Raw genomic sequence first — 12,200 nt, forward strand, 5'->3', positions numbered from 1 at the left:
TTCCTGGCGCCGGCCCCACGCCGTGTAGCGGCGTGATTATTTGATATGTTTCCAGTACGCGGCGTTCAGTCGCCAAGCGAAAAAGCTCAGGATACCGAGGAACAACACCACCCACACGCCAAGTTGCTTGCGGGTTTGCTGCGTCGGTTCGGACATCCATGACAGGTACGACACGAGGTCGGCCACAGCAGAATCATAATCTACCGGCGACATCGTCCCCGGAGTGAGTTGCTGGAAACCGAGGAATTTGTGTACCTTTTCGCCGGTTTTTTCGTCGGTTTCATCACCGAATTTCGCCGCCCGCTGCCCCTGAAGCTGCCACAGCACGTGAGGCATGCTCACGTTTTCGTACACCAGATTGTTCCAGCCAGTCGGCCGCGTATCGTCGCGGTAAAAACTACGCAGATAGGTGTACAGCCAGTCCGTGCCGCGCGCCCGCGCCTCCACCGACAAATCCGGCGGCGTCGCCCCGAACCACGATTTCGCGTCGTCCGGGCGCATCGCCACGGTCATCGTGTTGCCGACCTTGTCGGTGGTGAATAGCAGATTCGCCTGGACTTCGTTCGGCGTGATGCCGAGATCGGTCAGACGGTTGTAGCGCATCAGGTTCGCGCTGTGGCAATTCAGGCAGTAGTTTACAAACAATTGCGCGCCGCGCTGCAAAGAAGCGAAATTGTTCGTGTTGTCCGGCGCGCGATTGAGCGGGAAATTCTCGTCCGCGTGGACTGGAGCCGCCAACATCGCAAGCACGGTCGCGCCGACCAGCACGCACATCGAAAGGAGTTTTTTCATCTTCGTGTTCTCCTGGCTCGCGATTAGTGGGGCTTGAACCGCACCCGTTCCGGCGGCTGCTTGAACTTGCCAAGCCGCGTCCAGAAGGGCATGCCGAGGAAAAACGCGAAGTACACCAGCGCGCAGATCTGGGCGATCAGCGTTGCGGCGGGCGATGGCGGCCGCGTGCCGAGGAAGCCGAGCGTCAGGAACGCGATCACGAAGATCCCGAAGAAAACCTTGTGGAAAAACGGCCGGTAGCGAATCGACCTGACCGGCGAGCGGTCCAGCCACGGCAGGAAGAACAGCGAAATAACCGCGCTGCCCATCACGACGACGCCCCAGAATTTCGATTCGGTGAACACCATCGCGACGATCACCAGCACCGCGAGCACTGGCAACCCGATCTTCCACTTGCCGCGCGCGCGCACGAGCGCGAGCAGCCCCAGTAGCGCAATGACGATCATCAGGACGATTTTGAATGGATCGGTGGTGGCGCGCAGCATCGCATAAAAAGCGGTAAAGTACCAAACTGGCGCAATTTCCGGCGGCGTCTGCAGCGGATTCGCCGGAACGAAGTTGTTGGCTTCAAGGAAGTACCCGCCCATTTCCGGCCCGAAGAAGATGATGGCCGCGAAAATCAGCAGGAAGATCGCCACGCCCATGAAGTCGTGCACCGAGTAGTACGGGTGGAACGGAATGCCGTCGAGCGGCACGCCATCCGGCCCCTTCTTCGCCTTGATTTCGATGCCGTCCGGGTTGTTCGAGCCGACTTCGTGCAGCGCGACGAGGTGCGCGATCACGAGGCCGACCAGGACCAGCGGAATCGCGATCACGTGGAACGCGAAAAAGCGGTTCAGCGTGACGTCGGAAACGACATAGTCGCCGCGAATCCACAGCGACAGATCCGGCCCGATGAACGGAATCGCCGAGAACAGGTTCACGATCACCTGCGCGCCCCAGAACGACATCTGGCCCCACGGCAGCAGATAGCCGAAGAACGCTTCGGCCATCAGGCTCAGGAAAATCAGGCAGCCGAAAATCCATACGAGCTCGCGCGGCTTGCGGTACGAGCCGTACAAAAGCCCGCGAAACATGTGCAGATACACAACGACGAAGAACATCGACGCCCCCGTCGAGTGCATGTAGCGGATCAGCCAACCCCACGGCACCTCGCGCATGATGTACTCGACCGACGCGAACGCCAGCGTCGCATCGGGCTTGTAGTTCATCGTCAGCCAAATGCCGGTGACGATCTGGTTGACGAGCACCAGCAATGCAAGCGAACCGAAGAAGTACCAGAAGTTGAAGTTCTTCGGCGCGTAGTACTCGGAAACGTGCTTCTTCCACGTGGCAGTCATCGGGAAGCGCTGGTCGATCCAACCAGCCAGCCCGGTCGTCTCTACTTCGTGTTCGCTCGCCATTACGCTTCTCCTTTTTCGTCCTTCCCGATCACAAGGGCCGTCGCCGACGTGAACATGAAGCGCGGGATGTCAAGGTTCTGCGGGGCGGGTTTGTTCTTGAAGACGCGGCCGGCCATGTCGTAGGTCGAGCCGTGGCACGGGCACAGGAAGCCGCCGGGCCAGTCGTCGGGCAGATTGGGCTGCGGGCCTTCCTGGAAGCGCGGCGTCGGCGTGCAGCCCAGATGCGTGCAAACGGCGACGGCAACCAGCAGATGCTTGTTCTCGGCGCGTGAACGGAATTCGTTGTTGCAGTAGTCCGGCAGCGGCATCGAGAAGGGATTCTGCGTGTGGGGGTCCGCTACCTGGCTATCGGCTTTTTGAACATCGGCGAGCATGCGGTCCGTGCGGTTGATGATCCACACCGGCTTGCCACGCCAGGCGACCGTCATCATGTCGCCGGGTTTCAGACCACTGATATCGACTTCGACCGGGGCACCTGCAGCCTTGGCCTTTTCGGATGGTGCAAACGAACTAACAAAGGGTACGACAACGGCAACACCTCCTATGCCGCCTGCTACGGTCGTCGCTACCAGCCAGTTACGGCGGCTGCCATCGACGCGTTCCTCTTCTTTGTCTCGCATCACACGCCCCACTTCTGAGTTGGATTTTTCCTTCACGTCGCTTCTACCGCCGCTAGTTTGCTCGAATGGAGTCGCCATTTACAAGGGCCGATTGCCAAAAACCGTGCGAAGCCCTTGATAAATCAGGGTTTATCCGTACCGATCGCAAACTTTTTTGCACCTCCTTTTAAGCGCCTTCTACGGTATTCGCGCCTTTTTCTTCGTTAATGCAATTCGCAATTCAAACGGGATTCGGAATGTCGATAAACAGGTGTTCGATATCGAACGATTCGGACAAATGCTTGCCCACCGCCTGCACGCCGAAACGTTCTGTCGCGTGGTGGCCGGCCGCAAGAAAGGCGACGCCGCTTTCGGCCGCCGTATGCATCACCGACTCCGATACTTCGCCGGTCACGTAGACGTCGACGCCCGCGTTGATCGCCGCGTCGAACATCCCTTGCGCGGCGCCCGTGCACCAGCCGACGCGGCGCAGCTGCATATCGGGATCGCCGAACACGAGCGGCGTGCGGCCCAGCGTTTGCTCGATTTCCGCGCTCAGGTGCGAAAGCGAGATCGGCATTGGCAACGTGGCGAGCCAGCCGAGGTCGTTGTCGCCGAAACGCGCGTCGCTGATCCAGCCCATCTTCTCGCCGATCTGCGCGTTGTTACCGAATTCGGGATGATCGTCGAGCGGCAGGTGGTAGGCAAACAGGTTCAGGTCGTTGGCGAGCAGCAGCTTCAGTCGAGCATGCTTGCGGCCGGTGATCTGCGGCGCCTCGTTGCGCCAGAAGTAGCCGTGATGGACCAGCACGGCGTCCGCGCCCCAGTCGAGCGCGGCCTCCAGGAAGGCCACCGACGCGGTCACACCGGTCGCGAGTTTGTTGATCCGGCGGCGCCCTTCGACCTGCAGTCCGTTCGGGCAATAGTCCTTGAAGCGCGCGGTTTCAAGGAGATTGTTCAAGTACAATTCAAGTTCAATCCGATCCATATAGACCTCTTGTCTTCAGATGCTTAGACGCTTTTGGCTGTTATTTGCCCAAGCGGTGACGGTGCTGTTGGCGCTGATGTTCATCATTGCGACCCTCAAACCGCAGTGGCTGCAGCGTCAAGGACAATTCGGCAGACAACTCGCCGAACCAATCGTGGCGCTGCGGGAAGTGGCGCCGGGCATCAGCAAAGGGCATGCCGAAACGTCCTATGCCGAAGCGGCGCAAAAGGCCATGCCCGCGGTCGTCAACGTGTTCTCCAGCAAGGATGGCTCGCTGCCGCCCGACCCGCGCGCCAAAGATCCGCTGTTCCGCTACTTCTTCGGCGACAGGAACAATCGCAAGCAGCAGGAGCAGCCTGCCTCGAATCTCGGCTCAGGCGTGATAGTGAGTTCGGAAGGTTACATTCTAACGAACCAGCACGTCGTCGACGGCGCCGATCAGATCGAAGTCGCGCTCGCCGACGGCCGCACCGCCAGCGCGAAGGTCATCGGCATCGACCCCGAGACCGATCTGGCGGTGCTCAAGGTCAACATGAGCAATCTGCCCACCATCACGCTCGGCCGGATGGACCAGACCCGCGTCGGCGACGTCGTGCTCGCGATCGGCAATCCGTTCGGCGTCGGGCAGACCGTGACGATGGGCATCGTCAGCGCACTGGGCCGCAACCACCTTGGCATCAATACGTTCGAAAACTTCATCCAGACCGACGCCCCGATCAACCCCGGCAACTCGGGCGGTGCGCTCGTCGACGTGAACGGCAATCTGCTCGGCATCAACACCGCGATCTACTCGCGCTCGGGCGGCTCGCTCGGCATCGGCTTCGCGATTCCGGTGTCGACCGCGCGCAGCGTGCTCGAGAGCATCATCACGACCGGTACAGTCACGCGCGGTTGGATCGGTGTCGAACCGCAGGACGTGACGCCGGAAATCGCCGAGTCGTTCGGGCTCGATCAGAAGTCAGGCGCGATCGTCGCCGGCGTGCTGAAGAGCGGACCGGCCGACCGCGCGGGCATCAAGCCCGGCGACATCCTGACGAGCGTGAACGGCCAGGTGATCACCGATACGACGCGCCTGTTGAACGTGATCGCGCAGATCAAGCCGGGCACGGCGGCAAAAGTGCATCTGGTACGCAAAGGCCATCAGATCGATCTCGACGTGATGATCGGCAAACGCCCGCCGCCGCCCAAACAGCCGGAAGACGAAAACGGCGGCGATCAGCCGGACGACGAAGGTGGTTGACGTCAAGGCCGCGACTAACGCAACGAAAAAGGGCAGTCCGTGATGGACTGCCCTTTTCATGTGACGCCGGGCACCGACTCCCGGCACCTCAATTAGACGGCGGCGGACTCGCATCCTCGACGACCACCGGCTGCTTGCCGACGATCAACCGCGCCGCGACGATGCCGGCTTCGTACAGCAGAATCAGCGGAACCGCGAGGATCAGCTGCGAAAACACGTCCGGCGGCGTCACGACGGCCGACACCACGAAAGCGCCGACGATCACATACGGCCGGATCTCCTTCAGCTTCTTCAGGGTCACCACGTTCATCCGCACCAACAGGACGACGACGATCGGCACCTCGAACGTGACACCGAACGCGATGAACATCGTGAGCACGAAGCTCAGGTAATTGTCGATATCGGTTGTCATTTCCGCACCGAGCGGCGCGTTGTAGTGCGCCATCACGCGGAAGATGGTCGGGAACACGACGAAATACGCGAACGCCATGCCGCACAGGAACAGCGTATAGCTGCTCGCCACCAGCGGTGCGACGAGCTTCTTCTCGTGCTGATAGAGTCCCGGCGCGACGAACGCCCAGATCTGGTAAAGAACGACCGGCAGCGCGATCACGAAAGCGACCAGCATCGTCACCTTCATCGGCACGAAGAACGAGCCGGTGACGTCGGTGACGATCATCTTGCCGTCCTTAGGCAGATTCATCATCAGCGGACGCGCGAGCAGTTTGAAGATGTCCGGCGCCCAGTACACGAGCCCGATAAACACGACGATGACGGCGAGCCCCGCACGGATGATGCGGTCACGCAGTTCGACGAGGTGGGAAATGAAGGTCTCTTCGGCGCCTTCGTTCTGGGATTGCTGGGGGTCGCTCACACCGGCCCTCGGTTAGGGATTGTCGCTCTGAACATCAGAAAAACCGCGTCGGACGACGCAGGTTGGCAGGTGTGTGCCGCGCAACGCGCGCGGCGCCCGACTGCACGCGCGTGCGGCGCAGGCTCGCTCGCTTGTACCAGGTGGGGGTGGCGCTTTGCTGGACGCGCCAGTTCTTGCGTTTGGGCGCGGCGGCCGGTGTACTGACCGGCCACGAGGTGGCACCGGTGCTGCCGCTGACGCCGCTGCCGGCGTCTTCGAGCGCGCCGCCGGCGATACTCGGCGACACCGACGTACCGCTCTTCCATGCCTCGTTCAGTTCATTCTCGTGCTTGCGCAGATTGTCCTGAACCGCCGTTTCGACGTTGCTCGCGGCCTTCTCGAACTCGGTCTTCATGCGCCGCAATTCGTCGAGCTCGATTTCGCGCGTGACTTCGGCCTTCACGTCGTTGACGTACCGCTGTGCGCGGCCGAACAGCGCGCCGGCCGTGCGGGCGACACGCGGCAGGCGCTCAGGCCCGAGGACGACCAGCGCGACGACGCCGATCAGCGCCATCTTGGTTAGACCGAGGTCCAGCATGAGGTGAAATGTCCGTCAGAAACGCGGGAACGGCGCAAACGCCGCGGCTTAGCGGTAATCGCCCGATTGCTGCGTCTTTTCTTTCGCTTCGACGTCCACCGCACCGTTGCGCGGCAACTCGCGCTGCTGCTGTTGCGCGTCGGCCGACGGCGATTCGGCTTCCTTCATGCCTTCCTTGAAGCCCTTCACCGCGCCGCCCAGATCGCTGCCGATGTTGCGCAGCTTCTTCGTGCCGAACACGAGCGCGACGATCAACAGAACGATCAACCAATGCCAAATACTCAACGAACCCATGACTACTCTCCTTAACCCCGACACCGCATCTCGATGCGGCAAATTTGCCTAACCTGAAGCGCGTACGCTTCGTCTGCCTCTATCTCTACGTTACCGCAGCTCGCACCACCTCGCTCGCAAAGTGCGCCGCAGTCTGAACCGCCGTCATTGTGGTCAGGCCATCGCGTCGACGGTATTACACAGCGGTAAAAATAACGGCGACGCTATTGTCCTCGACCAAAACTCGCGGCGGTGTGCTCTCGCCCCGCGGCGCGCATGACCCATGCGCCCGCTCAGCCCATGCGATGCCAGGGGCGCGGTCCCGCGAGAATGTGCGCGTGCAGGTGATACACCTCCTGACCACCGCCCGGACCGGTATTGATTACCGTGCGAAAGCCCGTTTCGCCGCCGCTGTACGCGACCCCCAATTGCTCCGCCAGTCGAGCGGCCAAGACAAGCATTCTACCAAGCAGAGGCGCATCGCTTTCCGTGCAGTTCGACAGAGTTGCAATGTGCTTGCGAGGAATCACCAGCACATGCGTTTCGGCCGCCGGACGGATGTCGCGGAAGGCGACGAACTCGTCGTCTTCGTGGACTCTGGTCGAGGGGATTTCGCCAGCGGCGATCTTGCAGAAAAGACAGTTCGGATCGTGACTCATCGTGTTCCTGACGCGGTATGACTTAGGCGAGCGAAGCCGCACGCGACGAGGTTCGACCCGAATGCCGGTCCGCGCGTGCGGGCCGGCTAGCGTTCAGACCCAGCCGGCCGGATTCGCGAATGGCTTGTTATCGTACAGATACAGCCAGCCTTTGATAATACGGTACAACATCCATATGCTGACCGCCCACAGCACCGGGATGCCGATCACGACGACCAACAGCAACGCGCCGATCGCATAACCGACGAGCCCCATCCAGAACGTGCGAATCTGCCATTCGAAGTGCGCTTCGTACGGCGTGCCGGCCACGTCGGCCCGTTTCACGTAGTTGATGATGATCGCGACCAGAATGGTGAGCCCACCGGTCAGCCAATGAACCGCATACAGCGCGTACAGCACGTGCGTGAGCGTGCGCAGGCTGCGCTCCCGCTCAGGTTCCATCGCGTGGCGGTAGACCGGCGGCGGATAGCTTCCTTGCGGCTGTTCCATGCTTGCGTCCTCACGAAGGTGCGGTTACCGCTATATAGGTGCCAGCGCGCGCGACTTCAAGCGGAAATGCCAGATTTCCGCTCCGGCTGCTCAGTCACCGTTTTCCTCACGCTCGCGGCTCTTGCGCAGCGCTTTTTCCTCGATGCCCGACAGGCCTTCGCGACGCTCGAGTTCGGCGATCACGTCGGCGGGGCTCAGATTGAAATGCGACAACATCACGAGGCAGTGGAACCACAGGTCCGCGACCTCGCCGACCAGCGCCTTCGGCACGCCGCCGTGGCGCGCGTCCTTTGCGGCCAGCACGACTTCGGTGGCTTCTTCGCCGATCTTCTTCAGAATCGCGTCGTCGCCCTTGTGGAACAGACGCGAGACGTACGAGGTGTCTGGATCGCCGCCCTTGCGGCCATCGATCACCGCCGCGAGGCGCAGCAGCGTGTCGAGCGTTGAAGCCTCGGCGGGCGACGGGTTTTGCATGGATTGCGTCATTTGTAGATGTGTTCGGGGTCTTTCAGCACGGGATCGACGGCCTGCCAGTCGCCGTCGTCCACCGAGCCTTCGAATTTCTGGAAAAAGCACGAGTGGCGGCCGGTGTGGCATGCGATGCCCGACACCTGCTCGACTTTCAGCAGCACGACGTCTTCGTCGCAATCGAGCCGCACTTCATGCACGTGCTGCACGTGGCCCGATTCCTCGCCCTTGAACCACAGGCGCTGGCGCGAACGCGAGAAATACACCGCGCGGCCGGTCTCGACGGTCTTCGCGAGGGCCTCGCGGTTCATCCACGCGAACATCAGCACGTCGTTCGTCGACGCTTCCTGCGCGATCACCGGCACGAGGCCGTTCGCGTCCCACTTGACCTTGTCGAGCCAGTTCACTGCCGAAGGATTCGTCACGTCACAACCTCACCGAAATGCCCTGGTCGGCCATGAAGCGCTTGGCCTCGCCGACCGTGTGTTCGCCATAGTGGAAGATGCTCGCGGCGAGTACCGCATCCGCGTGACCGCTTTTGATGCCGTCGGCGAGATGCTGCAGATTGCCGACGCCGCCCGAGGCGATCACCGGAACCGGCACCGCGTCCGACACCGCGCGCGTCAGCGCAAGGTCGAAGCCGCTCTTGGTGCCGTCGCGATCCATGCTGGTCAGCAGGATTTCGCCCGCGCCGAGCTCGGCCATCTTGCGCGCCCATTCGACCGCATCGAGACCGGTGGCCTTGCGCCCGCCGTGCGTGAACACTTCCCAGCGCGGCGTTTCGCCGTCGGCAGAGACGCGCTTCGCGTCGATCGCGACGACGATGCACTGCGAGCCGTATTTGTCGGTCGCGTCCTTCACGAGCTGCGGATTCGCGACCGCCGACGAATTCATGCTGATCTTGTCCGCGCCCGCGTTCAGCAGGCGCCGCACGTCTTCGACCGCGCGCACGCCGCCGCCGACCGTCAGCGGAATGAACACCTGCGAGGCGACTGCCTCGATGATCGGCAGGATCAGGTCGCGCTGATCCGAGGTCGCGGTGATGTCGAGGAACGTCAGTTCGTCGGCGCCCTGATCGTCGTAACGGCGCGCGATTTCGACCGGGTCGCCGGCGTCGCGCAGTTCGACGAAGTTGACGCCCTTGACCACGCGGCCCGCGGTGACGTCGAGACAAGGGATGATGCGTTTAGCTAGAGCCATGATCGTGCAATTCTGCCAATACCGCTGATGAGGCCGCTCGCTTGCGGGCAAGCGGCACGGTGCCGGCGCGAGCGGTTGCGTCGCGCCGCGAGTGAAGTGCTGGCCGCAGGCCGCCGAGGTTCCGGTTGCGTGATCGTGCGAAGCGCGCTACCCGGCAAGCCGTCGGTCGAGCGAGTACCGCAAGCCGAGGTGAGTGCCACGCCGGCACACGGCGCAAGCTTCCCGGCAAGCGCGGCCGACGCCGCGCTTAGGCGTCGTCCGCTTCGCGCAGCTTGTCCGCGAGCGTCTGCGCGGCCGCGAAGTCGAGGTCGCCCGAATAGATCGCGCGGCCGCAGATCACGCCTTCGATGCCCTCGCCTTCGACTTCGCACAGCGATTCGATGTCCGCTAGGTTCGACAGACCGCCGCTCGCGATCACCGGAATCTTGACCGCGCGCGCAAGGCGCACCGTCGCTTCGATGTTGATGCCCTGCAGCATGCCGTCGCGGCCGATGTCGGTGTAGATGATCGACTCGCAGCCGTAGTCCTCGAACTTGCGCGCGAGGTCGGCCACTTCGTGACCGGTCAGCTTGCTCCAGCCGTCGGTGGCGACCTTGCCGTCTTTCGCGTCGAGGCCGACGATGATGTGGCCGCCGAACGCGGTGCACGCGTCCTGCAGGAAGCCGGGGTTCTTCACCGCCGCGGTGCCGATGATTACGTACGACAAACCGTCGTCCAGATAGCGCTCGATCGTGTTCAGGTCGCGGATGCCACCGCCGAGCTGAACCGGAATTTCACCGCCCACTTCATCGATGATCGCGCGGATTGCATCGCCGTTCTTGGGCTTGCCGGCGAACGCGCCATTCAGATCGACGAGATGCAGACGACGCGCGCCGCGGTCGACCCAATGTCGGGCCATTGCCGCCGGTTCCTCGGAGAAAATCGTCGCCTGGTCCATATCGCCCTGTTTGAGGCGTACACACTGACCATCTTTCAGGTCGATGGCGGGAATCAGCAGCATAGCAATCGGGTGTTATCTGGGAGTGGATTGAAGGTCGGCGGCAGCGGCTGGCGGATCAGCCCGCCGCAATACCGTCTCGCTAGTTTAGTACAACTCTTTCGGCGCTCCAGTGGGGCGCCGGTCGGATGCGGGACCGCGGCACCGCGCGACGCACGCGCGGCAACGGGATAAAGAAAGGCGTTCACGGGTTCCAGTGCACGAAGTTGCGATACACGCGCAAACCCGCCTCGGCGCTCTTTTCGGGGTGAAACTGGGTGGCGAAAATGTTATCCCGCGCTACAGCCGAGGTAAAGGGCACGCCGTAGACCGTCTCGCCCGACGTGTGCGTCGGGTTGTCCGGCACCACGTAGTAGCTGTGCACGAAGTAGAAGAATGCGTGGTCGGCGACGCCGTCCCACAGCGGATGCGGCTGCGCCTGACGCACGCGGTTCCAGCCCATCTGCGGGACCTTGAAGCGCGAGCCGTCGTCCTGCAGGCGGCCTTCGAGCTCGAAGCGCACCACCTTGCCGGGCAACAGACCCAGCCCCGGCGTGTCGCCCTCGGCGCTCCAGTCGAACAGCATCTGCTCGCCGACGCACACGCCCATCAGCGGCTTGCTGCGCGACGCCTCGACGACCGCTTCCTGCAAACCGGACGCGCCGAGACTGCGCATGCAGTCGGGCATCGCGCCCTGGCCGGGCAGCACCACGCGGTCGGCCGCACGGATCGCTTCCGGACGATCGACGATCGCCACGTCCGCTTCCGGCGCCGCTTTGCGCAGTGCCTGGGCAACCGAGCGCAGATTGCCCATTCCGTAATCCACAATCGCTATCGAAGTTTTCATTTCAAGTTGGGCCGCTCTGTCCTCGATCCATCGATGCCGCCGCGCGGCGTCGAACGACGTGCCGGAAATGCGGTCCTGCCCGATGAGTCGCGTGAAGGTGAGTGGCCTGAAGACGTTGGGGGCGGTGAAACCCTGTGTTAAAGCCTGCTACGGCCGTTCGGTCAGAGACTGCCCTTGGTCGACGGAATCTGTCCGGCCGCACGCTCGTCGAGTTCGACGGCCATGCGCAGCGCGCGCCCGAACGCCTTGAACACCGTTTCGAGCTGGTGGTGAGCGTTGATGCCGCGCAGATTGTCGACATGCAGCGTCACGCCGGCATGGTTCACGAAGCCGCGGAAGAATTCGATCGACAGGTCGACGTCGAACGTGCCGATGCGCGCGCGCGTGAACGGCACGTGGAATTCGAGGCCCGGACGGCCGGAAAAATCGATCACGACGCGCGACAGCGCTTCGTCGAGCGGCACATAGGAATGGCCGTAGCGGCGGATGCCCTTGCGATCGCCGATCGCCTTTGCGACGGCCTGGCCGAGCGTGATACCGGTGTCCTCGACCGTGTGGTGGTCGTCGATATGCAGGTCGCCATGCGCTTCGATCTCGAGGTCGAACAGCCCGTGGCGGGCGATCTGGTCGAGCATGTGGTCCAGGAACGGCACACCGGTGGCCAGCTTCTGCTGGCCGGTGCCGTCCAGGTTGATCTTCACACGGATCTGCGTTTCGCTGGTGTTGCGAACGACTTCCGCAAGGCGCATGGCAATTCCTCGAATCTGGCTTAAAAGCGCTAGTAATGTGGAGTGGACTAATGGCGGGCTGCTCAG

The 12,200-nt window shown here is 62.5% G+C and carries 16 protein-coding genes; 1 reads left to right on the plus strand and 15 read right to left on the minus strand.

Annotated elements, in window-relative coordinates; all coding sequences use genetic code 11:
- Positions 1-36: 36 nt before the first annotated feature.
- From AB3X95_RS30840 to AB3X95_RS30855, 4 genes are all read right to left on the minus strand, one after another.
- Complete coding sequence (locus tag AB3X95_RS30840; RefSeq protein ID WP_176367445.1) at positions 37-792, minus strand: cytochrome c1; 756 nt, start codon at positions 790-792, stop codon at positions 37-39.
- 23 nt (positions 793-815) lie between these two features.
- Positions 816-2,195, minus strand: coding sequence for a cytochrome bc complex cytochrome b subunit (locus AB3X95_RS30845; protein WP_176124287.1), 1,380 nt, complete (start codon positions 2,193-2,195; stop codon positions 816-818).
- Positions 2,195-2,815 carry a ubiquinol-cytochrome c reductase iron-sulfur subunit gene (petA, locus tag AB3X95_RS30850; RefSeq protein ID WP_026228357.1) on the minus strand — a complete coding sequence of 207 codons (621 nt, stop codon included), beginning with the start codon at positions 2,813-2,815 and terminating at the stop codon, positions 2,195-2,197. The genes AB3X95_RS30845 and petA overlap by 1 nt, the downstream gene beginning before the upstream one ends.
- Before the next feature lie 220 nt (positions 2,816-3,035).
- Positions 3,036-3,782, minus strand: coding sequence for a Nif3-like dinuclear metal center hexameric protein (locus tag AB3X95_RS30855; protein WP_176124286.1), 747 nt, complete (start codon positions 3,780-3,782; stop codon positions 3,036-3,038).
- 19 nt (positions 3,783-3,801) lie between these two features.
- Here AB3X95_RS30855 and AB3X95_RS30860 point away from each other — a divergent pair, with 19 nt between their 5' ends.
- Complete coding sequence (locus AB3X95_RS30860; RefSeq protein ID WP_176110151.1) at positions 3,802-5,022, plus strand: Do family serine endopeptidase; 1,221 nt, start codon at positions 3,802-3,804, stop codon at positions 5,020-5,022.
- Positions 5,023-5,110: 88 nt separating this feature from the next.
- Here the strand turns inward: AB3X95_RS30860 and tatC are convergent, their stop codons facing one another.
- The 11 genes from tatC to hisB all read right to left on the minus strand — a co-directional run bounded on the left by tatC (position 5,111) and on the right by hisB (position 12,134).
- The gene (tatC, locus tag AB3X95_RS30865; RefSeq protein WP_176124285.1) at positions 5,111-5,896 is read right to left on the minus strand and encodes a twin-arginine translocase subunit TatC; all 786 of its coding nucleotides are present in this window, start codon (positions 5,894-5,896) and stop codon (positions 5,111-5,113) included.
- Positions 5,897-5,930: 34 nt separating this feature from the next.
- Positions 5,931-6,473 carry a Sec-independent protein translocase protein TatB gene (gene tatB, locus AB3X95_RS30870; RefSeq protein ID WP_176124284.1) on the minus strand — a complete coding sequence of 181 codons (543 nt, stop codon included), beginning with the start codon at positions 6,471-6,473 and terminating at the stop codon, positions 5,931-5,933.
- A gap of 48 nt (positions 6,474-6,521) precedes the next feature.
- Complete coding sequence (gene tatA, locus AB3X95_RS30875; RefSeq protein ID WP_176110148.1) at positions 6,522-6,767, minus strand: Sec-independent protein translocase subunit TatA; 246 nt, start codon at positions 6,765-6,767, stop codon at positions 6,522-6,524.
- Between the two features lie 272 nt (positions 6,768-7,039).
- Positions 7,040-7,405 carry a histidine triad nucleotide-binding protein gene (locus tag AB3X95_RS30880; RefSeq protein ID WP_013090689.1) on the minus strand — a complete coding sequence of 122 codons (366 nt, stop codon included), beginning with the start codon at positions 7,403-7,405 and terminating at the stop codon, positions 7,040-7,042.
- A gap of 93 nt (positions 7,406-7,498) precedes the next feature.
- Complete coding sequence (locus AB3X95_RS30885; RefSeq protein WP_152853628.1) at positions 7,499-7,894, minus strand: hypothetical protein; 396 nt, start codon at positions 7,892-7,894, stop codon at positions 7,499-7,501.
- Between the two features lie 90 nt (positions 7,895-7,984).
- The gene (locus AB3X95_RS30890; protein WP_368623321.1) at positions 7,985-8,380 is read right to left on the minus strand and encodes a phosphoribosyl-ATP diphosphatase; all 396 of its coding nucleotides are present in this window, start codon (positions 8,378-8,380) and stop codon (positions 7,985-7,987) included.
- Positions 8,377-8,787, minus strand: a complete 411-nt coding sequence (gene hisI / locus AB3X95_RS30895) for a phosphoribosyl-AMP cyclohydrolase (RefSeq protein ID WP_090802086.1) — start codon at positions 8,785-8,787, stop codon at positions 8,377-8,379. The genes AB3X95_RS30890 and hisI overlap by 4 nt, the downstream gene beginning before the upstream one ends.
- Before the next feature lies 1 nt (position 8,788).
- Positions 8,789-9,562 carry an imidazole glycerol phosphate synthase subunit HisF gene (hisF, locus tag AB3X95_RS30900; RefSeq protein WP_176124283.1) on the minus strand — a complete coding sequence of 258 codons (774 nt, stop codon included), beginning with the start codon at positions 9,560-9,562 and terminating at the stop codon, positions 8,789-8,791.
- Between the two features lie 247 nt (positions 9,563-9,809).
- Complete coding sequence (gene hisA, locus AB3X95_RS30905; RefSeq protein WP_169500003.1) at positions 9,810-10,562, minus strand: 1-(5-phosphoribosyl)-5-[(5-phosphoribosylamino)methylideneamino]imidazole-4-carboxamide isomerase; 753 nt, start codon at positions 10,560-10,562, stop codon at positions 9,810-9,812.
- A 181-nt stretch (positions 10,563-10,743) separates the two neighbouring features.
- Positions 10,744-11,385, minus strand: a complete 642-nt coding sequence (gene hisH / locus AB3X95_RS30910; RefSeq protein WP_368623322.1) for an imidazole glycerol phosphate synthase subunit HisH — start codon at positions 11,383-11,385, stop codon at positions 10,744-10,746.
- Positions 11,386-11,546: 161 nt separating this feature from the next.
- Positions 11,547-12,134 (minus strand): imidazoleglycerol-phosphate dehydratase HisB, encoded by a 588-nt coding sequence (gene hisB / locus AB3X95_RS30915; RefSeq protein WP_176110143.1) that lies wholly within the window; start codon positions 12,132-12,134, stop codon positions 11,547-11,549.
- Positions 12,135-12,200 lie beyond the last annotated feature (66 nt).

The organism is Paraburkholderia sp. BR13444, from assembly GCF_040948755.1.
Taxonomy (GTDB): Bacteria; Pseudomonadota; Gammaproteobacteria; order Burkholderiales; family Burkholderiaceae; genus Paraburkholderia; species Paraburkholderia youngii.

Excerpts from the sequence above, each read along its gene's own strand:
- AB3X95_RS30840 (WP_176367445.1), bottom strand. The coding sequence starts at position 792 with ATGAAAAAACTCCTTTCGATGTGCGTGCTGGTCGGCGCGACCGTGCTT.
- AB3X95_RS30845 (WP_176124287.1), bottom strand. The coding sequence starts at position 2,195 with ATGGCGAGCGAACACGAAGTAGAGACGACCGGGCTGGCTGGTTGGATC.
- petA (WP_026228357.1), bottom strand. The coding sequence starts at position 2,815 with ATGCGAGACAAAGAAGAGGAACGCGTCGATGGCAGCCGCCGTAACTGG.
- AB3X95_RS30855 (WP_176124286.1), bottom strand. The coding sequence starts at position 3,782 with ATGGATCGGATTGAACTTGAATTGTACTTGAACAATCTCCTTGAAACC.
- AB3X95_RS30860 (WP_176110151.1), top strand. The coding sequence starts at position 3,802 with ATGCTTAGACGCTTTTGGCTGTTATTTGCCCAAGCGGTGACGGTGCTG.
- tatB (WP_176124284.1), bottom strand. The coding sequence starts at position 6,473 with ATGCTGGACCTCGGTCTAACCAAGATGGCGCTGATCGGCGTCGTCGCG.
- tatA (WP_176110148.1), bottom strand. The coding sequence starts at position 6,767 with ATGGGTTCGTTGAGTATTTGGCATTGGTTGATCGTTCTGTTGATCGTC.
- AB3X95_RS30880 (WP_013090689.1), bottom strand. The coding sequence starts at position 7,405 with ATGAGTCACGATCCGAACTGTCTTTTCTGCAAGATCGCCGCTGGCGAA.
- AB3X95_RS30885 (WP_152853628.1), bottom strand. The coding sequence starts at position 7,894 with ATGGAACAGCCGCAAGGAAGCTATCCGCCGCCGGTCTACCGCCACGCG.
- AB3X95_RS30890 (WP_368623321.1), bottom strand. The coding sequence starts at position 8,380 with ATGACGCAATCCATGCAAAACCCGTCGCCCGCCGAGGCTTCAACGCTC.
- hisF (WP_176124283.1), bottom strand. The coding sequence starts at position 9,562 with ATGGCTCTAGCTAAACGCATCATCCCTTGTCTCGACGTCACCGCGGGC.
- hisA (WP_169500003.1), bottom strand. The coding sequence starts at position 10,562 with ATGCTGCTGATTCCCGCCATCGACCTGAAAGATGGTCAGTGTGTACGC.
- hisH (WP_368623322.1), bottom strand. The coding sequence starts at position 11,385 with ATGAAAACTTCGATAGCGATTGTGGATTACGGAATGGGCAATCTGCGC.
- hisB (WP_176110143.1), bottom strand. The coding sequence starts at position 12,134 with ATGCGCCTTGCGGAAGTCGTTCGCAACACCAGCGAAACGCAGATCCGT.